Source organism: Pseudomonas sp. NPDC088429, assembly GCF_044753305.1.
GTDB lineage: Bacteria > Pseudomonadota > Gammaproteobacteria > Pseudomonadales > Pseudomonadaceae > Aquipseudomonas > Aquipseudomonas rustica.
Genome location: NZ_JBIVMX010000004.1, coordinates 153,279 through 175,568, shown reverse-complemented (window position 1 = coordinate 175,568; position 22,290 = coordinate 153,279). Strand labels below are relative to the sequence as shown.

19 protein-coding genes are annotated in these 22,290 nt (G+C 59.3%); 7 read left to right on the top strand and 12 right to left on the bottom strand.

The window, feature by feature from the left end:
• Positions 1 to 238 precede the first annotated feature (238 nt).
• Positions 239 to 871 (top strand): isochorismate family cysteine hydrolase YcaC, encoded by a 633-nt coding sequence (gene ycaC / locus ACIP66_RS04690; RefSeq protein WP_053119500.1) that lies wholly within the window; start codon positions 239 to 241, stop codon positions 869 to 871.
• A gap of 105 nt (positions 872 to 976) precedes the next feature.
• Here the strand turns inward: ycaC and ACIP66_RS04685 are convergent, their stop codons facing one another.
• The 3 genes from ACIP66_RS04685 to ACIP66_RS04675 all read right to left on the bottom strand — a co-directional run bounded on the left by ACIP66_RS04685 (position 977) and on the right by ACIP66_RS04675 (position 5,587).
• Positions 977 to 3,487 carry a PAS domain-containing protein gene (locus ACIP66_RS04685; protein WP_400645981.1) on the bottom strand — a complete coding sequence of 837 codons (2,511 nt, stop codon included), beginning with the start codon at positions 3,485 to 3,487 and terminating at the stop codon, positions 977 to 979.
• A gap of 205 nt (positions 3,488 to 3,692) precedes the next feature.
• Positions 3,693 to 4,814, bottom strand: coding sequence for an alkene reductase (locus ACIP66_RS04680; protein WP_400645863.1), 1,122 nt, complete (start codon positions 4,812 to 4,814; stop codon positions 3,693 to 3,695).
• Between the two features lie 95 nt (positions 4,815 to 4,909).
• Positions 4,910 to 5,587, bottom strand: a complete 678-nt coding sequence (locus ACIP66_RS04675) for a type 1 glutamine amidotransferase domain-containing protein (protein WP_400645860.1) — start codon at positions 5,585 to 5,587, stop codon at positions 4,910 to 4,912.
• A gap of 209 nt (positions 5,588 to 5,796) precedes the next feature.
• On the opposite strand from ACIP66_RS04675, the gene ACIP66_RS04670 reads away from it, so the two are divergent.
• The 3 genes from ACIP66_RS04670 to ACIP66_RS04660 all read left to right on the top strand — a co-directional run bounded on the left by ACIP66_RS04670 (position 5,797) and on the right by ACIP66_RS04660 (position 6,920).
• On the top strand, positions 5,797 to 6,381 hold the full coding sequence (locus ACIP66_RS04670) for a TetR/AcrR family transcriptional regulator (protein ID WP_053119504.1): 585 nt from the start codon (positions 5,797 to 5,799) through the stop codon (positions 6,379 to 6,381).
• Between the two features lie 109 nt (positions 6,382 to 6,490).
• Positions 6,491 to 6,691, top strand: coding sequence for a hypothetical protein (locus ACIP66_RS04665; protein WP_053119506.1), 201 nt, complete (start codon positions 6,491 to 6,493; stop codon positions 6,689 to 6,691).
• Between the two features lie 10 nt (positions 6,692 to 6,701).
• Positions 6,702 to 6,920, top strand: coding sequence for a DUF2945 domain-containing protein (locus ACIP66_RS04660; protein WP_400645857.1), 219 nt, complete (start codon positions 6,702 to 6,704; stop codon positions 6,918 to 6,920).
• 68 nt (positions 6,921 to 6,988) lie between these two features.
• Here the strand turns inward: ACIP66_RS04660 and ACIP66_RS04655 are convergent, their stop codons facing one another.
• Positions 6,989 to 8,038 (bottom strand): NAD(P)-dependent alcohol dehydrogenase, encoded by a 1,050-nt coding sequence (locus tag ACIP66_RS04655; protein WP_400645855.1) that lies wholly within the window; start codon positions 8,036 to 8,038, stop codon positions 6,989 to 6,991.
• Positions 8,039 to 8,229: 191 nt separating this feature from the next.
• Between ACIP66_RS04655 and ACIP66_RS04650 the strand changes: the two genes are divergently transcribed.
• Entirely contained in the window at positions 8,230 to 9,159 is a 930-nt protein-coding gene (locus ACIP66_RS04650; protein ID WP_400645853.1) for a Gfo/Idh/MocA family protein, read from the top strand.
• Positions 9,160 to 9,259: 100 nt separating this feature from the next.
• Here ACIP66_RS04650 and ACIP66_RS04645 read toward each other — a convergent pair whose 3' ends face one another.
• The 5 genes from ACIP66_RS04645 to ACIP66_RS04625 form a co-directional block, all read right to left on the bottom strand.
• Positions 9,260 to 10,504: an FAD-dependent oxidoreductase gene (locus ACIP66_RS04645; RefSeq protein ID WP_400645850.1), complete on the bottom strand. Its 1,245-nt coding sequence runs from the start codon at positions 10,502 to 10,504 to the stop codon at positions 9,260 to 9,262.
• Positions 10,494 to 12,086, bottom strand: coding sequence for an aldehyde dehydrogenase (NADP(+)) (locus ACIP66_RS04640; protein ID WP_400645847.1), 1,593 nt, complete (start codon positions 12,084 to 12,086; stop codon positions 10,494 to 10,496). The genes ACIP66_RS04645 and ACIP66_RS04640 overlap by 11 nt, the downstream gene beginning before the upstream one ends.
• A gap of 68 nt (positions 12,087 to 12,154) precedes the next feature.
• On the bottom strand, positions 12,155 to 13,102 hold the full coding sequence (locus tag ACIP66_RS04635; protein ID WP_400645845.1) for a dihydrodipicolinate synthase family protein: 948 nt from the start codon (positions 13,100 to 13,102) through the stop codon (positions 12,155 to 12,157).
• Between the two features lie 55 nt (positions 13,103 to 13,157).
• On the bottom strand, positions 13,158 to 14,084 hold the full coding sequence (locus ACIP66_RS04630) for a 4-hydroxyproline epimerase (RefSeq protein WP_400645842.1): 927 nt from the start codon (positions 14,082 to 14,084) through the stop codon (positions 13,158 to 13,160).
• 22 nt (positions 14,085 to 14,106) lie between these two features.
• Positions 14,107 to 15,732: an APC family permease gene (locus ACIP66_RS04625; protein WP_400645839.1), complete on the bottom strand. Its 1,626-nt coding sequence runs from the start codon at positions 15,730 to 15,732 to the stop codon at positions 14,107 to 14,109.
• Between the two features lie 231 nt (positions 15,733 to 15,963).
• Here ACIP66_RS04625 and ACIP66_RS04620 point away from each other — a divergent pair, with 231 nt between their 5' ends.
• Positions 15,964 to 16,734 carry a helix-turn-helix domain-containing protein gene (locus ACIP66_RS04620; protein WP_400645837.1) on the top strand — a complete coding sequence of 257 codons (771 nt, stop codon included), beginning with the start codon at positions 15,964 to 15,966 and terminating at the stop codon, positions 16,732 to 16,734.
• A gap of 1,328 nt (positions 16,735 to 18,062) precedes the next feature.
• Positions 18,063 to 18,350, top strand: coding sequence for a hypothetical protein (locus tag ACIP66_RS04615; protein ID WP_159814828.1), 288 nt, complete (start codon positions 18,063 to 18,065; stop codon positions 18,348 to 18,350).
• Positions 18,351 to 18,387: 37 nt separating this feature from the next.
• On the opposite strand, the gene ACIP66_RS04610 is transcribed toward ACIP66_RS04615, so the two are convergent.
• From ACIP66_RS04610 to ACIP66_RS04600, 3 genes are all read right to left on the bottom strand, one after another.
• Positions 18,388 to 18,738 (bottom strand): hypothetical protein, encoded by a 351-nt coding sequence (locus tag ACIP66_RS04610; RefSeq protein ID WP_400645834.1) that lies wholly within the window; start codon positions 18,736 to 18,738, stop codon positions 18,388 to 18,390.
• 97 nt (positions 18,739 to 18,835) lie between these two features.
• The gene (locus ACIP66_RS04605) at positions 18,836 to 20,416 is read right to left on the bottom strand and encodes an arylsulfatase (protein ID WP_053119536.1); all 1,581 of its coding nucleotides are present in this window, start codon (positions 20,414 to 20,416) and stop codon (positions 18,836 to 18,838) included.
• Positions 20,417 to 20,667: 251 nt separating this feature from the next.
• Positions 20,668 to 22,254 carry a GMC family oxidoreductase gene (locus ACIP66_RS04600; protein WP_053119538.1) on the bottom strand — a complete coding sequence of 529 codons (1,587 nt, stop codon included), beginning with the start codon at positions 22,252 to 22,254 and terminating at the stop codon, positions 20,668 to 20,670.
• Positions 22,255 to 22,290: the final 36 nt, after the last annotated feature.

Here is a 22,290-nt window from a genome sequence, read left to right as displayed (position 1 = left end):
TTCAACGTCCTCAATTTTTCTCCCTCAAATCATAGCATGGTGTCTGATCTGCAAATTTGCCAGACAGCGCCTGACCCGTCAGCAAGCAGATTGATATGGCGAATGTACAAATGCTTATTGTCCCATTTGAGTTGACGGTGAAACGCTTTTCAGCCGATTTATCCTTTTTCAATGCGTCAGTAATCTGTACCCAACTTGAACGCAACAACAAATCCAACATTGAAAAAGGACGCACACCATGACCACTCCAACCTACAACCGCTTGAACAAAGACGACGCTATCGTGCTGCTGGTTGATCACCAGACCGGTTTGATTTCGCTGGTGCAGGACTTCTCGCCGAACGAGTTCAAGAACAACGTGCTGGCACTCGCTGACCTGGCGAAGTTCTTCAACCTGCCGACCATCCTCACCACCAGTTTCGAACAAGGCCCGAACGGCCCGCTGGTGCCGGAGTTGAAAGAGATGTTCCCGGATGCGCCGTACATTGCTCGCCCAGGTCAGATCAACGCTTGGGATAACGAAGACTTTGTTAAGGCGATCAAGGCGACGGGTCGCAAGCAGATCATCATTGCCGGTGTAGTGACGGATGTGTGTGTGGCGTTCCCGACTCTGTCGGCGCTGGCGGAAGGGTTTGAGGTGTTTGTGGTGACGGATGCTTCCGGTACTTTTAATACCACCGTGCAGCAAGCGGCGTGGAGCCGCATGACGCAGGCCGGTGCGCAGTTGATGAACTGGTTCTCGGTGGCGTGTGAGCTGCATCGCGACTGGCGCAACGATATCGAAGGGTTGGGTAACTTGCTGTCGCAGCGGATTCCTAACTATCGCAACCTGATGAATGGCTACTCGGCGCTGACGGCTCAGAAAAAATAAACTGACCCGCTAAACCAAAGCCTGCCCTGAAAAGCAGGCTTTGTCGCACCGACGATTCACTTGTGGCGAGGGGATAAATCCCCTCGCCACAGTTACGGCATCATCCTATTCACCGGTGGTCGCCATCAGGCCACTGACCCGCGATATCAGCGTCTCAATAGCAAACGGCTTGGTCAGCACTTGCATCCCCGGGCCGAGTTGGCCGTTGCCGATCACCGAATGTTCCGCATAACCGGTAATGAACAACGTCTTCAACTGCGGGCGGATTTCCCGGCCGGCATCGGCCATTTGCCGGCCGTTCATCCCGCCCGGCAAGCCGACGTCGGTAACCAGCAAATCGATCCGCGCATTGGAGCGCAGTGCCGCCAGCCCTTCAACGCTGTCGGCGGCGACGAGCACGTCATAGCCGAGGTCGCACAGCACATCCGCCAGCAGCAGGCGCACTGTGGGTTCGTCATCGACAATCAAAATGGTCTCGCCCACAGCGGTCACCGCAATCGATGTGCTTTGCGTGTCGTCGTGATTTTGCGGCGCCTGGCCGTGATAGCGGGGCAGGTAGATCGACATCGTGGTGCCTTGGCCCACTTGCGAATGGGCGCGCACCTGGCCACCTGATTGCTTGGTGAACCCGTAAATCATCGACAACCCCAGGCCCGTGCCCTGACCCAAAGGCTTGGTGGTGAAAAACGGGTCAAAGGCTTTGGCGATGATTTCGGCGGACATCCCGGTGCCCGTGTCGGCCACACTCAGGCAAAGGTACTGCCCGGCGGGCATCTCCAACGCCTGAGCAGATTCGTCATCCAATGTTCGATTGGCTGTTTGCACGGTGATGCGTCCGCCATCGGGCATCGCATCACGGGCGTTAATGCATAAATTCAACAGTGCATTTTCCAGCTGACTCCCATCGACCAACGCTGGCCAGAGGTCGCTTGCGCCTTCGGTTTTCAGCAGGATGCTCGGGCCGACGGTGCGCTGGATCAATTCAGTCATGCCGACGATCAAGATATTGACGTCGGTGGGCCGTGGATCGAGTGTTTGCCTTCTGGAGAACGCCAGCAAGCGATGGGTCAGAGCAGCCGCGCGTTTGGTCGCCCCCTGCGCCGTGACCATGTACTTGTCGACGTCCTCCAGGCGACCTTGGGCGATGCGTCTTTCCATCAGCTCAAGCGCTGCGGAAATGCCGGCCAGCAGGTTATTGAAATCATGCGCCAGCCCACCAGTAAGTTGCCCGACGGCTTCCATTTTTTGCGATTGGCGCAGCTTCTCTTCGGCCTGCATGAGGTCAGCCGTACGCGCCGTCACCCGTTGTTCCAAGGTGTCGTTGAGCGCACGCAGTGCCGAAATCGCGCGGTCTCGGTCAGCCTCGACATTGCGCCGGTCTTCGACATCAATGAGTACGCCGGGAAAGCGCAACGGGGAACCATCATCGTCACATTCGACGCGTCCGTTAGCCTCAATCCAAGTGTATTTGCCATCCGCACCGCACACGCGATATTGGTGGGAATAGGGGCCGCCACGGGCGATGACTTCGTTGATCGCGCGGGTGAGTCCGTCCCTGTCATCGGGGTGCACGGTTTGCACCACTTGCTCCAGACTCAAACCGTCGCGACCCAGCGTCGGATCAAGGTTGAACACCCGGGCAAAGGCTTCATCGACGGTGAAGCGATCAGTCGGCAGATGCCAGTGCCAAGTGCCGATAATTGCACCGGCGGCGAGGGCCAGTTGCACACGCTCGACGTTCTCGCGGGCGACGGCCTCGCTGACCCGCAGACGCTCCTCGGCGTCGCGACGCGCGGTCACGTCGCTGAAAAAAATCGCAATCTGTCGATCGGCAGGATCGCCAACGCGCACGGCGCGCACATCAAACCAGCGCTCAAAGGTATTCGCGTAATTCTCGAAATTCGCCGGCTCGCCGGTTTTGGCCACGTGCCCGTAAGTCTCGAACCAGAAACTCTCCAGATTGGGCGCAAACTCGGTGACCCATTTACCCCGCAAGTTGACCCCGGCCTGCCGTTCGAACGCCGGGTTGGCCTCAACAAAGCAGTAATCCACCGGGCGGTCGTCAGCATCGAATTTGACTTTGACGATGGCGAACGCCGCTTCAATGGTTTCCAGAATCGTGCGGAAGCGTTCTTCGCTGAGGCGCAAGGCGTTTTCGGCATGGCGTGAGCGCGTCAGGTCGAGCATGGCGCCGATCATGCGTACGGCGCGACCTTCGGCATCGCGCATCAGATACCCGCGATCGACGACCTCGGCGTAGGAGCCGTCTTCGCAGCGAAACCGGTATTCGGCGCTCCAGTCGGTAGACGTGCCATCAATGACGGCGCGGATCGAGGCTTCGACACGCGGCCGATCCTGCGGGTGAATCCGCGCAAAACACCAGTCACTGTTGGTCTCGGTGGCGGTTGCCGTGTAGCCGTAAGCCTTTTGCAGGGCTTCGTTCCAGGTGATCCGGTCAGCGGTCAGATCCCAATCCCAGATCGCATCGCTGGTCGCCTTGACGGCCAATCGATAGCGCTCCTTTGTTTCGGCAACCGCACGGCTCGCCAAATGCAATTGATCAGCCAGATCCTGCGCGCTGTCCTGCTTGGCGGCTCCGGTGTGGCCCAACGCCAGACGCAGCCGCGTGACCTCGGCCTCAAGCTCCTCGCGAGTAAGATGTTCCAGGATGTCACCCTTCGTGCGTTATTGGTTTTGGGGTCTGACTGCCATTGCTCACGCAGGCGCATCACTCATTGACACGATTGACCTGCCGCACAGAGGTTAAGTTGCACCGGGAAAGAAGGGCAATCCCCGGTGCGTTGTTTGATGCTGGCCGCCGTCAGCCGTGCACGGGGTAATCGGTATACCCTTCGCCGTTGCCGCCATACACGGTGGCCGGGTTCAGCGCATTGAGGGGCCAGTCATTGGCGATACGCGCGGGCAGATCCGGGTTGGCCATAAACGGGCGTCCGAAGGCGACAAAATCAGCCATTCCGGATTCGAGCAAGCGGGCCCCGGACTCAGCGTTATAGCGTCCGGCATAAATGATCGCGCCACTGAAAGTTTCGCGTACGGCCTGACGAAACGACAACGGCATCGCCGGGGCATCGTCCCAATCGGCTTCGGCGATGGACAGGTAGGCGATGCCGACGTCTTGCAAAACTTTGATCGCTTCGATGTAAGTGGTGTGTGGATCTTCTTCGACCATGCCGAGGTAAGTTCGCGCTTCATCGGTGGTGGTGAACAACGGCGCGAAACGCACACCGACTTTTTCCTTGCCGATGCACTCGGCGACACCCGCCACCACTTCACGCAAAAAGCGCAGGCGATTGTGCAGCGAACCGCCGTATTGATCGTCGCGAAGATTGCTGTGCGCGGAGATGAACTGGTTGACCAGATAACCGTTGGCGCAGTGCAGTTCGATGCCGTCGAAACCGGCGTCCATCGCATTGCGCGCGGCTTGAATGTACAGCTGAATCAATTCCTGAACTTCATCGGTGCTCAATGCACGCGGGGCCGACGGGGCGACCAGTTCACCCACGCCCGGCGCGGTTTCGATGAACACGCTGACACGCTCGGTGGCCAGCGCCGAGGCCGATACCGGCGCTGCGCCATTCGGTTGCAGTGCAGTGTGGGAGACGCGGCCGACATGCCACAGTTGCGCGAAAATCACACCGTCAACGGCGTGCACCGCTTCCGTGACTTTGCGCCATCCAGCGATTTGCTCCGGGGTATGAATGCCGGGTGTCCAGGCGTAACCCTGGCCGCGTGGTTCGATCTGCGTGCCTTCGGTCACCAGCAGACCGGCGCCGGCCCGTTGCTGGTAATACTCGGCCATCAACTCATTGGCAATATTGCCCGGTTGCGTGCTGCGCTGGCGGGTGAGGGGCGGCAGGACGATACGGTTTTTCAGGGTGTGCAGGCCAAGCGTCGCGGGTTGGAAATAAGGGCTGTTGTGCATGGAGGTACCTTGTTCGACTGGTCTTATTAGACCAGTCGACTATTTCGAGGATAAAAATAAAACCGCGTAGCACGGTGATGAGGTTGAGCGATGAATCAGCCGAGCATTTTCAACAGTTTCTCGGCGACAGCGGCAGAGCTGGCGGGATTCTGGCCGGTGACCAATTGGCCGTCCGCAACCACATGCACCTGCCAGTCAGCGACTTTGGAGTAACGCCCGCCGAGACGCTGAAACTCGTCTTCGATCAGGAACGGCACCACGTCGGTCAGGCCGACGGCAGCTTCTTCCGAATTGGTGAAACCGGTCACCTGGCGATCCTGAATCAGCGGTTTGCCTGCCGCATCGACGACGTGACGCAACACGCCCGGCGCATGGCAGACAAAGCCGTGGGGCTTGTTGCTGCGGGCAAAGGCTTCGATCAACGCGATCGAGTGCGAGTCTTCGGCCAGATCCCACAGCGGGCCATGGCCGCCGGGATAAAACACAGCATCGAAATCCTCTGCGCTGACCTCAGCCAGAAGCCCGGTGCTGGCCAGTGCCTGCTGCGCTGCCGGGTCGTTGCGAAAGCGATCGGTTTCAGCAGTTTGCGCGCCGGGCTCATCGCTTTTCGGATCGAGCGGCGGCTGGCCACCGGACGGCGACACCAAAGTGATCTGCGCACCGGCATCCTTGAAGGCGTAGTAGGGCGCGGCAAACTCTTCGAGCCAGAAGCCGGTTTTACGGCCGGTGTTGCCGAGTTGATCGTGGGAAGTCAAAACCATCAGAATTTTCATAGAGCACCCTGGTTTGATCGGTGACGTCGTGGCGCAAAGGATTCGCGTCACGCTGATACCCGCAAATGCGGTTGACGGGGCGCAGCATAGTTTCCAATTAGACCAGTCGTCTAGTAATTTTTTCTCAACAGGTTTTTACTCGGCAGGTATGGCAAACTCGCCATCCTCTGAAATAAACGACTGGTCTATTGCCTGGTAATCTGCGCCCCATGAAACCGACCTACGACGACACCCGCCAGCACTTGCTCGACACCGGCCACCGGATGATGGCCGAGAAGGGCTTCACCAGTGTCGGCCTCAATGAAATCCTGCAAACCGCCGGTGTGCCCAAGGGCTCGTTCTATCACTACTTCAAATCCAAAGAGCTTTACGGCCAGGCCTTGCTCGAGGATTACTTCGTCGGTTATCTGGCCGACATGGAGCGGCGCCTGACCCTGCCGGGGCTGACCGCCTATGAACGGCTGATGGATTACTGGCAGGGCTGGCAAGACCGCTGCACCCTCGAAGGCCATGGCGATGAGTGCCTGGTGGTAAAACTCAGCGCCGAAGTTGCCGACCTCTCCGAATCGATGCGCCTGACCCTGCGCGACGGCGCCGAGCAAGTGGTCTCGCGCATCACGCTGTGCATCGAGCAAGGCCAGGCCGAAAAGACCCTGCCGACCGGTGATGCCCGGCATCTGGCGGAAACCCTGTATCAGCTGTGGCTGGGCGCCAGTTTGCTGAACAAACTGCAGCGTACGGGGCAGTCGCTGAACACCTCGATGGCAATGACCAAAGCACTGTTGGCCAGCTAATTTGCTGGTGAGCACGAGCGCCGTTCGTCCAGTACCCGGCACTTGCGCGGTGCCGTTGTCTCTCACCTGTAAGCGCGGATTTTCCGTGCGGCCAAGCGGAGAGCCAGTCATGGACATCGATGAAAATGCACCGGGCAACAAGTCGCAGCAAGACGTGACGCGCACCACGGACAATGAAACGGGACACGACCCGAAACGCGATCAACCAGAGGTTCCGTTGCCTGCCGATGACGAGTCACCGCTCGACGAGGACATGACGGATGTGGACGCCGCCAACTCGGTATCGAGTGAGCATCCGCCAGCGCAGTGAGGGGATTGCCATGAGCACGTCATTCAAGGTCGGCGACGCGGTGCGCTGGAACAGCGAGGCCGGCGAGATTCGCGGCACGGTGGTCAAAGTGCATACGCGGGATATCGAGTTCATGGGACGGCATCGACCGGCATCAAAGGACGAGCCGCAATACGAAGTGAAAAGTGCCAAGACCGGGCATCTGGCGATGCATCATGCGGCGGCATTGCACCCCGTCAAAGCTGAGTAAACACTACCCTGTGGTGAGGGGATAAATCCCCTCACCACAGGTTTTGTGATCATCAGTGATGAAGTGGGTTAACCCGCCAACGTCGCGTTATCGATCACAAACCGGTACTTCACATCACCCTTGAGCATCCGCTCATACGACGCATTGATCTGATCCGCGCGGATCAATTCGATATCCGAAACGATGCCGTGCTCGGCACAGAAATCCAGCATCTCCTGAGTTTCAGCAATACCGCCAATCATCGAACCCGCAATCGTGCGGCGCTTCATGATCAGGTTGAACACATTCGGCGATGGATGCGACGTTGCCGGCGCACCAACCAAGGTCAAGGCACCGTCACGTTTGAGCAGCACCAGAAACGCATCGAGATCATGCGGCGCCGCGACAGCGTTGAGGATCAAATCGAAACTCTTCGCGTGCGCAGCCATTTCCTCAGGATTGCGAGAAACCACCACTTCATCGGCACCCAGCGCCAACGCCGCTTCGCGCTTGGATTCCGAAGTAGTGAAGGCCACAACGTGCGCGCCCAAGGCATGCGCCAGTTTGATGCCCATGTGGCCCAAACCGCCGATGCCAACCACGCCGACTTTTTTGCCAGGCCCGGCGTTCCAGTGGCGCAGCGGTGAATAATTGGTGATACCCGCGCACAGCAGCGGCGCGACGGCGGCCAGTTGCGCTTCGGGATGGCGGATGCGCAACACGTAGCGTTCATGCACGACGATGTTTTGCGCGTAACCGCCCATCGTCCAGCCCGGCGCGTCCGGGGTCGGGAAGTTGTAGGTGCCGATCATGCCGTCGCAGTAGTTTTCCAGCCCGGACTCACAGTCATCGCAGTGTTTGCAGCTGTCGACGATGCAACCGACGCCGACCAGATCGCCCACCTTGTAATCGCCGACATGCGCGCCCACCGCCGACACACGACCGACAATTTCATGTCCCGGCACGCAAGGGAATTGCGTGCCGGCCCATTCCGCGCGCACCTGGTGCAGGTCTGAATGGCAGATGCCGCAGAAGGCGATATCGATCTGCACGTCATGGGCCGCCGGGGCGCGGCGGTTGATCTGCATTGGCTCAAGGGGTTTGTCGCCAGCGTGGGCGCCGTAGGCTTGTACAAGCATGGGAACATCCTCAATCGGTTTGTCGTGGTGACATTCTTCGCTTTTCGGTGGGCCGGGAAGTAGTGCATTCCTGTGCGATCCTTGCCTGATCCTGTGCGCCGTTGTGACTTTGCGGTGACAGACGCTCGCGGCGTTTGCGGGTAATCTGCCGGTTCGCTGCATAAAACAAAAAACTCAAGCAGGAGTCATTGATGCAACCAATCCGTCTCGGTCTGGTGGGCTACGGCAAGATTGCTCAGGATCAACACGTCCCGGCGATCAACGCCAACCGCGCATTCCAGTTGGTGTCTGTCGCCACCCAAGGCAAACCTTGCGCCGGCGTAGAGAATTTTCAGTCACTGAGCGAGTTGCTCGAAAACGGCCCGCCGGTCGATGCAATTGCCTTCTGCACGCCGCCGCAAGGTCGCTTCGCCCTGGTGCAGCAAGCGCTGGCGGCGGGCAAACATGTGCTGGTGGAAAAGCCGCCGTGCGCAACGTTGGGCGAGGCCATGGCCTTGGTCGATCAGGCAAAAGAGCAGGGCGTCAGTGCCTTGTTTGCCTGGCATTCACGCTTTGCGCCGGGCATCGAAATCGCCCGTGACTGGCTCGCCACGCGCACTTTGCAAAGCGTGCAGATCGACTGGAAAGAAGATGTGCGCAAGTGGCACCCCGGCCAGACGTGGATCTGGCAACCCGGCGGCCTCGGCGTATTCGATCCGGGCATCAATGCCTTGTCGATCGTCACTCACCTTTTGGCGCTGCCGCTGTTTGTCGAATCCGCAGAACTGCGCGTGCCGGAAAACTGCCAATCGCCGATTGCCGCTTCGATCAAAATGTCGGATGCGCAGCAGCTCGATGTGCGAGCGGAGTTTGATTTTGATCATGGGCATGATGAGTTGTGGAGTATTGAGATTCGTTGCAAGGAAGGCGTGCTGCGACTGGATAACGGTGGGGCGCTGTTGAGTATTGATGGCGTGCGTCAGGCCGTATCGGAAGAGGGTGAGTACGCGGCGGTGTATCGGCATTTTCAACAGTTGATTGCCGAGAAGGGCAGTGATCTGGATTTGCAACCGTTGCGGTTGGTGGCGGACAGTTTCTTTGTCGGTAGCCGGGTATCGGTCGCCCCTTTCTACGACGCCTAAATACAAAGCCCTGTAGGAGCTGCGGCACGCTGCGATCTTTTGATCTTAAAAAATCAAGATCAAAGGATCGCAGCGTGCCGCAGCTCCTACAGGGCGGTTTTTAGAAACGGTCAAGCCTGTATGGCTCGTTTCTCGGCATCTCACGCAACGCCATCCCGACAACCATCTCCGCCGTCACCGCCGCCTGCGTCAGCCCCAAATGCTGATGACCAAACGCAAGCAACACCTTGCCCCCGCACACCTGATCAATCACCGGCAGCGAGTCCGGCAACGACGGCCGCAATCCCATCCACGGTGTCGCCGCTTCAGCACTCAGATCCTTGCGAAACAAGCCCTGACTCAACCGATGCAACTGCCATGCGCGCTCCATGCTCGGCGGTTTCTCCAGCCCCGCAAATTCAACCGTACCCGCCAGCCGCAACCCTTCGGTCATCGGCGTCATGATGAACTTGCGTTCCAGCGAGGTGACCGGGAAGGGCAGTCGACCCTGTTCCTGCGGCAACATCAGGTGATAACCGCGCTCGGTGTCCAGCGGTACTTTTTTGCCGGTCAGCGCAGCGGTCAGTTTCGCCGAGTGCGCGCCGCAGGCAATCAGCACGCGGCTTGCGGTCAAGCCACCATTTCCGGTAATCAGCGAAACGCCGTTTTCCTGAACATGGCCTCCCTGCACCTGCTGCTGCAGAAAACTCACGCCGCAGGCTTTTGCCGCTTCAACCAATTCGCACACCACCCGGTACGGGTCAATGAAATGCCCGGTGCGCGGAAAGAACAAACCGCCCTGAATCTGCTCGCTGAGTTGCGGCGCCGTGTCCTGAATCGCCTTGGCCTGCCAATAATCGACAGGCACTTCCTGCTGTCGCAATCGAGCTTGCAACGCGCCGATGGCCTGACGTGATTCCGGGCGTTCGAACACCAGCAACGAGCCGTCGACTTTGAGCAAGTCCGGCCGCTGGATGTCGGCGAGCAAGCGCTGCCAGGCATCCAGACTGCTTTCATTCAGCGCGCGTAATCCGGCCACGGTTTTCTGAAACGGTTCCGCCCGCAGGTTCAGCAGCAGCCGCGTGAACCACGGCAAGGCGCGGGGCAGGTATTTCCAGTCCAGCCGCAACGGCCCCATCGGGTCGAGCAGCATGGCCGGCAGGCGTTTGAGGATCGACGCATCGGCAATCGGGAACACCTGTTCGGTCGCCAGATGCCCGGCGTTGCCGAAAGAAGCGCCGTGGCCCGGTAGCTGTTGATCGATGACGACCACGCGCAAACCCTCGCGGGCAAAACGCAAGGCGCAGGCGACGCCGATGATGCCGGCGCCGACCACGGCGATGTCGTGGGAGACGTTATTCGTCATTGGTCAGTGCTTCCCTGTGCCCATCGAGCAGGCGACTCAGGTGCAACGGATTGGCGTGTTTCAGTGCTGTCGGCAACAAGCTGTCGGGGAAATCCTGATAACAGACCGGGCGCAGAAAACGCAGGATCGCCGCCGTGCCCACCGACGTTGTGCGCGAGTCTGACGTCGCCGGGAAGGGCCCGCCGTGCACCATTGCATCGCAGACTTCGACGCCGGTCGGCCAGCCATTCACCAGCAAGCGTCCGGCCTTGCGCTCCAGTGTCGGCAGCAGCGCGCGGGCGTGATCAAGGTCTTCATCATCCAGGTGCAGCGTCGCAGTCAACTGACCTTCCAGACGCTCGGTGACCTGACGCATTTCATCCACGCTGGCGCATTGCACGATCAACGATGCGGCGCCAAAGGCTTCTCCCTGCAGATTGTGATCAGCGAGGAAGTCAGCGGCGTCGCTGACAAACACCTGCGCCTGACCCTGATTCGGGCCGCTGCCGATCTGGCCGATGGCGGCGACGTTTGCCCGAGCGTTTTCGGCCAGCGCATTCACCGCCGATTCATAGGCATTGAAGATCCCCGGGGTGAGCATCGTCTGCGCCGGACTGTTTTTAATCCGTTCGGCCGTAGCGGCGATAAAACTGACCAGCGCTGCACTTTTCAGGGCAATCACCAATCCCGGATTGGTACAAAACTGCCCGGCGCCCAATGTCAGCGAAGCCACAAACCCATCGGCCAATGCCTGAGTGCGCTTCTGTAATGCCGCCGGAAACAGCAGCACCGGGTTGATCGAACTCATTTCCGCATACACCGGAATCGGCTCGGGCCGCGCCTGTGCCGCTTGAATCAGCGCCAGACCACCGCTGCGCGAACCCGTAAAACCCACAGCTTTGATGCGTGGATCGCGGACCAACGCAATGCCCACTTCGCGCCCGGAACCGTACAACAGCGAAAACACACCGTCCGGCAAACCACAGGTTTTCACCGCCCGCGCCACCGCGCGGCCAACCAGTTCACTGGTGCCGGGATGCGCACTGTGCGCCTTGACGATCACCGGGCAGCCGGCCGCCAGCGCCGATGCCGTATCGCCGCCCGCCACCGAAAACGCCAAGGGAAAATTGCTCGCGCCGAACACCGCCACCGGCCCCAGCGCAATCTGCCGTTGACGCAGATCCGAACGCGGCATCGGTTGACGATCCGGCTGCGCGTTATCGACGCGCACATCCAGCCATTCGCCCGCGCGCACGGTGCGCGCGAACATTCGCAATTGTTGGCAAGTGCGCCCGCGTTCACCCAACAGGCGAGGGCGCGGCAGGCCGGTTTCAGCCATGGCGCGGTCGATCAATTCATCACCGAGGGCTTCGATTTCCGCGGCAATGCTTTCAAGAAATTCGGCGCGGACATTCAGGGTTGTCTCGCGATAAGCGTCGAACGCCGCCCAGGCCAGCGCGCAAGCCTGCTCGACATGTTCCGCCGAACCGCCGGCATACGCCGGTTCCAGCGTGGCGTTCGTGGCCGGGTTGATGCCCCGAATGGCTTCGCGATTACCCGCGACAATGTGCTGCCCGATCAGCATGTGGCCCGTCAGCGTCATGGTGTTTTCCCGATAAAAAAGTGATGCCCGCCGTGAGCTAAAAACTTCACGGCAGGCGAAAGCAAGGATCAGGCGAAGTTCTGTTCTGCCGACCAGTTCTCGTACCAGTGACGGAACAGCGCGTACTGCTTCTCGGCATAACGCCGCTGCGAGTCGCTCAACGCATCGGTTTCGTTGAAGTGCAGGGTGTATTCCTTGTCGCCGTTGAGCACCATCAGATGCTTGTAATACAGCACCAGATCGCAGCCTTCATCGAACGACGACAGCACCGCCAATGCCGATTCCAGCTCCCGCGCCTGACGCCGCGCCTGCGCATCTCCTTGGGCAGCCTTTTTGCTCAGCGCAACCAGTTGCAGCACTTCGCGGGGCAGGGCGTTGCCGATCCCGGTGATCGCGCCGGTGGCGTTGCAGTTGACGAAACCGTGCACCACTTGCGTGTCGACGCCGACCATCAGCGTCACGTTTTCATCTTTGGAGGTGATGTTTTCAGCGGCGTAGCGCAGGTCGGCGCCGCCGCCAAATTCCTTGAAGCCGATCAGGTTCGGGTACTCGCGGCGCAGTTCGAAGAACAGATCGGCGCGGGTGGCAAAGCCGTAGTAAGGGCTGTTGTAGATCACCGCCGGCAGGTTCGGCGCCGCTTGCAAAATGGCCGCGAAGTGGGCTTTTTGTGCAGTCGCTGAAGCGCCACGGGACAGTACGCGCGGAATCACCATCAAACCTTGCGCGCCGACTTTTGCCGCATGCGCCGCGTGGGCGACTGCTTCACGGGAATTCACCGCGCCGGTGCCGACAATCGTAGGAATGCCTGCTGCCACCAGACGCGCCACGCCTTCCTGACGTTCAGCCTCGGTGAGCAGCGGCCAGTCACCCATCGAGCCGCAATACACCACCGCGCTCATGCCGATATCGATTAGCTCGCGACCCTTGGCCACCAGCGCGTCGAAGTCCGGTTTGCGCTGCGCGGTGCACGGGGTCATCAGGGCCGGCATGCAACCGGTGAAGATGTTGTCGCTCATTGTTTTAACTCCTTGGCACATCGTTCAAATTGAGGTGAAAAGTCTGCGCGGCGGCTTAAATGCCCCACGCGAACGGGTCTGTTTCGTCGATCAGCAAGGTGCTGTCGGCGGTCATGTAGGCGCGGCCGGTGATGTACGGGCGAATGCGCTCGCCCTCCCATTCGAAGCGGCCTTCGAACTGGCTGCCGGTGATGCTCGCCTGCACCCAGATCGCGCCGGGTTGCAGCTTGTCGTCGGCGGCGAGGCAGGCGAGTTTGGCGCTGGTGCCAGTGCCGCATGGGGAGCGGTCGTAGGCTTTGCCGGGGCACATGACGAAGTTGCGGCTGTCGGCGTTGGCGTCATCGGCGAACAGTTCGATGTGGTCGATCACCGCATCGTCTTCGCCGTAAATACCTTGGTCTTCGAGGGCCTTGAGCATCGCCCAGGTGTAGGCGGTGAGGTGTTCGACGTTGTCCATCGTCAGCGTCTGGCCGTGTTCGGAAACGAGGAAGAACCAGTTGCCGCCATAGGCGATATCGCCGAAGACGCGACCGAATCCCGGCACATCCACCGGCACCTGTTTGCGATGACGGTAAGCGGGGACGTTGCCCAGCGTGACCGAGCCGTCGTCATGCAACGTGGCGCTGACCGGGCCGACCGGTGTGTCGATCTTGTGCACGCCCGGCTGGATTTTTCCCAGGTACTGCAACGAGTTGATCAGGCCGATGGTGCCGTGGCCGCACATGCCGAGGTAACCGGCGTTGTTGAAGAAAATCACCCCGCACGTGGCGTCCGGCGACACCGGTTGGCAATACAGCGCGCCGACCAGCACATCGTTGCCGCGCGGTTCCAGCAGGCAGGCGCGGCGCCAGACGTCATGCTGATTGCGCAGGGCATCGCGCTTTTCCACCATGCTGTTGCCGGGCAGATCGGGGAAACCGCTCATCACCAGACGCGTGGGTTCACCGCCGGTGTGGGAATCAATGACGTGTACTTCTTTCATGAATAGATCCCGTTGGATGATTTCAGTAGGCGCCGGCAGGGCGCACGGTCACGGTCGAGGCAGGGGCGGCGACTTCGCTTTCTTCATCGTCTTCTTCCAGACGCAGCAGGTGCGCCGGTACGCCCGTCGCGGCGCCCCAGTAATAAATACCGGTGGCGCAAACGGCGACGACAATGGTGTCGAACGGATGAGCGAGGATGCCGAGGCCACCAAAGGTGCCGAGTTTCGACAGGACGATGGTTACTGCGTAGAAGGCTATCAACCACGCCGAGGAGCGCACCTGGCTGGCCAGATTGAGGTGCGCGGTCGGCACGAAACGGCCGCACAGCAGATACACAACGAACATCAGAATTTGCAGGCCAAGCAGCCACGACACGGTGTTCCAGCCCGACCAGTAAACGATCAGCGCGGCGATGATGAACGACACCGGCCCGAGCACGCCCATGCACTTGACCCGGAACGGACGCGGCATGTTCGGCGCATTGCGGCGCAGTGCAGCCACCGAAACCGGTGCCACGGCGTAGCTCAACACTAGCGCGGCGGAGACCACGTTGATCAGCGCTTCCCACGACGGAAATGGCAGCGTCCAGAACACCGACAGGGCGAAGGTCAGCCACAGCGCCGGACGTGGGATGCCGGACTTCTCGTCGATGTGGGTGAAGACTTTGAAGAAGGTGCCGGTCTGCGCCCAACCGTAGATCACGCGCGGCGTGGCGTTCATGTAGATGTTGCCGCAACCGCTTGGCGAGATCACCGCATCGGCGACCACCAGATACGCCAGCCAACCCACGCCTAGCGCCAGAGCGATGTCGCGATACGGCAGGGAAAACTCTTTGCTGATCCCGGCCCAGCCATTGGCGAGCATTTCTGTCGGGATGCTGCCGAGAAAGGCCATTTGCAGCAGCACATAAATCAGCGTCGACAGCAACACCGAGAGAATCAACGCGATAGGAATGGTGCGCTGCGGATTCTTCACTTCACTGGCCACCGAGATGATCGGTGTCAGCCCCAGATAGGCGAAAATCACGCCGCCCGCCGACACTGCCATTTCGATACCGGACAAGCCGAACGGCGCAAAACCTTGCACCTGGAAGTTGGCCGGTTTGAAGAAGGTGAACAGCACGCCGATCACCAGCAGCGGCACGATGAACTTGAACACGCTGACCAGATTGTTGGCCTTGGCGAAGGTCTTCACGCTGCGGTAGTTGAGCAGGAAAAACACGCAGAGCAGGCCGAACTGCACCATCCAGCCGAGGATCGTCGGGTTGCCGCTGCCCGTCTGGGTCAGCTCGGGAAACCATGCCGCCGCGTATTGGCGCGAAGCAACCACTTCGATCGCCACCAGACTGGAAAACGCGATCAGGGTGATGAAGCCCATCAGGTAGCCGAGCAGCGGCCCGTGGGAGTAAACCGGGTAACGCACCACGCCGCCGGCACGCGGTAAGGCCGCGCCCAGTTCGCAGTAAACGATGCCCAGCAACAACACGGCAAAACCGCCCAGCAACCAGGAGAAAATCCCCGCCGGCCCGGCAATCGCGGACACGTGACTGGCCGCGAACAACCAGCCAGAACCGAAGATCGCTCCGAGCCCGATAAATGTGAGGTCGATCAGTGAAAGCTGTTTTTTGAACTTGCCTTGGCCTGACATGGCATCGCCTTCTTGTGAGTTATTGGATAGGCAGTTGTGTCACTGGGACGGCCAGACTTTGAACTCATCGACGGCATGGCGATTGATGTTTTGCGGCGGGTTGGATGACGAAATCAGCACAATGGCGCAGATTAATCGCGGCCCTCGACAGGCCTGCATTGATCCTGCAATCTGCACGCGAACGCCGCAGGGCGGGCACTTGGCCGATCCGCGTTTGAAGAGGAATCCGTAATGCAGCAAGCGTTTTCGATCCTGTCCCAAGGCATCGGCGGCCATCGTCCGCAGACCCTGGAGGAGTTACTGGCCGGTGCGGCGCTGCTGTTGCCGATGCTCGACGTGATCCCCAATGCGGCGATTTTCATCAAGGACACGCAGGCGCGTTACGTGCTCGCCAACCGCACGTTGGTGCAGCGTTGTGGCTTGAAGGATTTGCGTCCGTTGCTCGGTAAAACCAGTGCGCAGGTATTCCCGGCGCAACTAGGCCCGGGCTATACCGAGCAGGATCGCAAAGTGCTGGAGGAGGGCTTTGTGCTGGAGGATCAGCTTGAGCTACACCTGTACGGCAGTCGCGAACCGGGCTGGTGCCTGACGCACAAGCAGCCGCTGTACAACCGTGACGGGGTGATTATCGGGCTGGCGGGGATTTCGGTGGATCTGCAATCGGCCAGTGAAACGCATCCGGCGTTTGAACGATTGGCGGCTGTCGATGAGCACATTCGGGCGAATTTCAATCGTCGGGTGACTTTGGTGGAATTGACCCGGATTGCTGGTATTTCCGTTGCGCAACTGGAGCGTTACTGTAAGCGCGTGTTCCATTTGACGCCTCGGCAGATGATCCAGAAGGTGCGGCTGGAGCATGCGCATCGCCTGCTGCATAGTGATTTGCCGATCACTGACGTTGCGCTGCAATGCGGTTACACCGATCACAGTGCGTTCACTCGCCAATTCAAGGGTTCTACCGGTTTCACCCCTCGCCAGTATCGACAGGCCACTTTTCAGTGAACGACCGTAATCCCCTGTGGGAGCGGGCTTGCTCGCGAAGGGCTGGATTTTTGTTGGCTGGGTACATATCCATTGCTGCGGTAACGGCGGCTTAAGGTTCCGCCCTTACGGCGGGTCACCTTTTCCAAACGCCGAAAAGGTAACCCAAAAGGCTTTGCCCCAGCGTTCGGCCCGCTCGCTGGGGCTCGGGGTTCCTTCGTTACGGAATTCATCCGGGCGCATCGCCTCCGGTTTGCTGCGCTGCACCTCCTCTCGATGTGTTTGGCTGCGCCAAACGGTCGCTGCGCTCCCACCCCCGGATAAATCCCTCCACTCAGCCTTCCGACGGGGCGGGTAGCGCAAGATCAAAAGCTGCAGCCGAGCTTGCGCTCATCCTGTGTAGGAGCTGCCGAAGGCTGCGATCTTTTGATGTTGCTTGTGCTTTTGTAGGAGCAGAGCTTGCTCGCGAAAGCGGTGTACCTGCAACGTGGATGCTGAGCCTGCCGCCGCCTTCGCGAGCAAGCCCGCTCCCACAGGTTCTGGGCTCATCCCAAATCCTGGTCACACCCAAAACACTGTGGGAACTGGCTTGCCAGCGATGGCGGTATTAGAGCCGACTAGTCTTTTTTTTAATGTACTCGGTTCCAACTGTGTGCGGGCTTGCTCGCGAAGGCGTCGGGTTGGGCGGCTGGATTTTTGGTGACTGAGTACATATCCATTGCTGCGGTAACGGCGGCTTAGGGTTCCGCCCTTACGGCGGGTCACCTTTTCCAAACGCCGAAAAGGTAACCCAAAAGGCTTTGCCCCAGCGTTCGGCCCGCTCGCTGGGGCTCGGGGTTCCTTCGTTACGGAATTCATCCGGGCGCATCGCCTCCGGTTTGCTGCGCTGCACCTCCTCTCGATGTGTTTGGCTGCGCCAAACGGTCGCTGCGCTCCCACCCCCGGATAAATCCCTCCACTCAGCCTTCCGACGGGGCGGGTAGAGCAAGATCAAAAGCTGCAGCCGAGCTTGCGCTCATCCTGTGTAGGAGCTGCCGAAGGCTGCGATTTTTTGATGTTGCTTGTGCTTTTGTAGGAGCAGAGCTTGCTCGCGAAAGCGGTCGTTCGTTTAACAATTCGGTACCTGACACACCGCTTTCGCGAGCAAGCCGGCTCCCACAGTTTGGCTGCGTTGGCCAGAGGTAACGGGCTAATCGGATTACTGTAGGAGCTGCCGAAGGCTGCGATCTTTTCATCTTGATCTTAAAAACAGATCAAAAGATCGCAGCCTTCGGCAGCTCCTACATGACCCTGTGGCATACCGGCTAGACTCATGCCATTCGCGGCTCTCTCGCAGCAGGTGAAACGGGATGATCGGATTACAGAGGTGCCGGAGTCCGTTATGGGCCTGGCTCACGTTGGTAGCGATCAGCCTGACGTTGATCTCAGGCTGCTCGAGCCGAAAGCACTATCCGCCATCAGGCGTCGGCGACAGTTGTTACGCCAAGGCATTACCAACGGTCGGCGAGGGCGGTCTCGCGTGGGGCTCCAGCCTGAACATGGCTCGCCAAAAATCCTTGAACAACTGCATCCGCTATGCCGGTCGTTCCGGTGGCACGCCGAACACCTGTCAGGTGGTGTTGGCCAAGTGCAAGTAATCCCGGCCCACCTCTGCGCAGTGGGCCAGGCGGCAAATTACAGGCAGCTTTCCACAGTGTCCAAGTGCTTCCTGGATATCCAGCGATAGGTCGATGCGTAATATTTCGCCACCGAACCGGACGCATCAGGCTGAATATCAACGAAGTATGCCGAGCCCGTTGTGGCCACCGTAATCGCGCCTTTCTTGCCCGGTTCCTGAGTGGCCCCGGATCGGCCCTCGAACACCGAAAGGTTCTCCCAGCCATGCTGTACGCAGTCGGCAATCACCTTGACGGCTTTTTTCGAATGCAGCACTTGGCGCGGTTCTTCCTGGCGCAGTTCATTCATCGAGGGTGCCGCACAGCCTGCCAGTGACGCCAGCGTCAACACCCATAGGGCTGCCTTCATATGTTCTTCTCCCTGAATAATGGGGCTTTCTCCAGGCGCGACATACGGGATGCCGCGTCTGGAGAAAGCTTTGCGATGCCGCTCTCAGGCGCTCGTCTTACTGTTTTGCTTCGGCCTTCATTTTTTCAGCGATTTTTGCATCGACCGCCGCGCGGATCTGGTCAACGCTGAAGCTCGCCGGTTTCTGGCTAGGCGGGTAATCGACGAAGGTCTGCAGGAACGCTGCGGACTTGCCGACGGCCATTTCGGTCAGATAAACGTTTTTGGTCGTCCAGTCGTAGTACTGGTCGGAAACGATATCGGCACGTTCATACGGGTCCATGCGCAGGTTGAAGATTTTCGGTACGCGCAGGCACACGAACGGTTCGCTCCAGACCTTGAAACCGCCCGGTGCGCGTTGTTCGCAGAACACGGCTTTCCAGTTGCCGAAACGCATCGACACCAGCACGCCATCGTCGTTGAAGTAGTAGAACTCCTTGCGCTCACCTTTAGGGCTTTGGCCGGTCAGGTACGGCAGTTGGTTGTAGCCATCCAGATGCACTTTGAAACTGGTGCCACCGGAAGTCGGCGCCCAGCCTTTGAGCAGCTTGTTGGTGACATCGGTATCACCCGCAGCGGCGAGCAGTGTCGGGAACCAGTCCAGACCCGAGAACAGCTCGTTGGACACTTCACCCGGTTTGATCTTGCCCGGCCAGCGAACCATTGCTGGCACACGGTATGCGCCTTCCCAGTTGGAGTTCTTCTCGTTGCGGAACGGTGTGGTTGCCGCATCGGGCCACGACCACTGGTTCGGGCCGTTGTCGGTGGTGTAAACCACGATGGTGTTGTCGGTGATTTTCAGGTCATCGAGGGTTTTCAGCAGTTTACCGACGTCACCGTCGTGCTCGATCATGCCGTCGGCGTAATCGTTGCCCGGCATGCCGCTTTGGCCCTGCATTGAGTCACGAATGTGCGTAAACGCGTGCATGCGGGTGGTGTTCATCCAGACAAAAAACGGTTTGTCCGCTTTCGCCTGTTTCTCGATGAAAGCCTGTGCGGCGGCGGTGGTTTCGTCGTCGATGGTTTCCATGCGTTTTTTAGTCAACGCACCGGTGTCTTCGATTTTGCCATCGGCAAAGCTGTGAATGACGCCGCGAGGGGAGGTGGCTTTGACGAATTCCGGGTCATCCTTCGGCCAGTACGGACGCTCAGGTTCTTCTTCGGCATTGAGGTGATACAGGTTGCCAAAGAACTCGTCGAAACCGTGGTTGGTCGGCAGGTATTCATCCTTGTCGCCCAAGTGGTTCTTGCCGAACTGACCGGTCGCATAACCCTGGGATTTGAGCGCCTGAGCGATGGTGATATCGCGTTTTTGCAGGCCGACCGGTGCGCCGGGGATGCCGACTTTCGACAGGCCGGTACGCAGTGGCGTCTGGCCAGTGATGAAAGAAGATCGACCTGCCGTGCAGCTGTTCTCCGCGTAGTAGTCGGTGAACATCATGCCTTCTTTGGCAATCCGGTCGATGTTTGGCGTTTTGTAACCCACCACGCCCATTGAATAGGCGCTGATATTGGTCTGGCCGATGTCGTCACCAAAAATCACCAATATGTTGGGTTTCTCCGCAGCCATGGCCGAGGCTGAGATGACCGACGCTGCAACTAACGCAAACGTAGGTAACCACTTACTTAAATCAGTCATACCTACAACTCCTTTAGACAGGTAGTCCTTACGGACTTATGACGTGCTATCACTTTGCCCTCGTGCAAACTTTACGGAATGCCCGTTTCACCTTAGATGGCGTGGGTGTTTTCGCCTCCAGTGCGCGTGTCTAAATATGACATTTGCCCTCTGACGAACCTCTGAAATCAAACCAAGTACTTGATGTCACGACAATTAATGCAGCCAATTAAGTTGCGACTTTTCTGACAGATAAAACTTCTCATCGACGCTTAACGTGCATTGATAATCCAGTCAGCGGCACGTTCGGCAATCATGATCGAGGCTGCATTGGTGTTACCGCCCACCAGGGTCGGCATGATCGATGCGTCAACGACGCGGAGCCCTTCGATCCCGTGCACGCGTAACTGACTGTCGACCACGGCGAGTTCATCGTTGCCCATCTTGCAGGTGCCGACCGGGTGGTAGATGGAGTCTGCACGCTGGCGCAGTAGCTGGATCAGTTGCTCGTCCCCGTACAAGCCTTCGCTGAGCACATCTTTCAGACCGAAACGTGCCATGGGCGCTTGCTGGATGATCTCGCGGGCCATGCGGTATCCCGTCAGCAATGTCTCGACGTCATCGTCATGGCCTAGAAGATTTGGGTCGATGCGAGGCGGGGCGGTAGGGTCAATCGACTGCAAACCGACGCTGCCTCTGCTTTTTGGGCGCAGCACGCAGACGTGACAACTGAAACCGTGCCCCCAGTGCAATTTGCGGTTGTGGTCGTCGATCATCGCGATCACTGAATGCAACTGGATGTCCGGACGCGTCAGGCTGCTGTCGGTTTTCAGAAAAGCACCGCCTTCAGCGAAGTTGCTGATGAACGGCCCCCGACGATGCCTGACGTAATCAAGCCAGGCCTTGCCCATGTTGATGCCGCCGCTTACAGAGATGCCCATCAATGACGTATCGGGGCTTTTGTACTGGAGCACGACATCCGGATGATCCTGCAGATTCTGGCCGACGCCCGTAAGTTCGTGCAGAACCGCGATGCCTTGAGGTTTGAGCTCCTCTTGCGGGCCAATCCCCGACAGCATCAGCAACTGCGGGCTGCCAAAGGCGCCGGCACTGAGCAGAACCTCGCGCCGGGCCTTGATGGTTTGCCGGTCACCGTTGCGGCAAAGCGTGACACCGACGGCTTTTTTGTCCTCTAGCACAATGCGCTCGGCGACCGCCGACGTCAGCACGGTGAGGTTTTTGCGCGTGTGTCGAATCGGTTTGAGAAACGCGGTGGCCGTGCTCCAGCGTCGCCCCTCGCGGATCGTCACGTCGTACTGGCCGATGCCTTCCTGATCGACACCGTTGAAATCCGCGTTGTAGCGGTGCCCGGCCATCTGACCCGCGTCGATAAAGGCCTGAGTCGCTGGATGTATCGGGTTTTTGCCGACGTACAGTTCACCGAGCGCGCCGTGCAGATCGCAGGCACCGCGGTAGTTCATCTCGCTCTTGCGAAAGTACGGCAGCACCTCAGCAAACGACCAGCCCGGATTGCCCTGCGCCTGCCAATCGTCAAAGTCCGTGTGATGGCCACGAATATAAATCATGCCGTTGATCGAACTGCTACCGCCCAGCGTCTTGCCCCGTGGTTGATAGCCGTAACGCCCGTTCAAGCCTGGCTGCGCAACGGTCTTGAACGCCCAATTGACATGCCGCGTCGGCACTATCGCTGCGACGCCCACCGGTGCGTGGATCAGTGGTGAGCGGTCTTCAGGGCCTGACTCCAGCAAACACACCGTGACGTGCGGGTCTGCACTCAGGCGATTGGCCAGAACGCAACCGGCTGAGCCGGCACCGATGATTACGTAATCGAATTCCATTACAGAGCAATCCCGAGCGAGTGAGCAGTGGCAGCG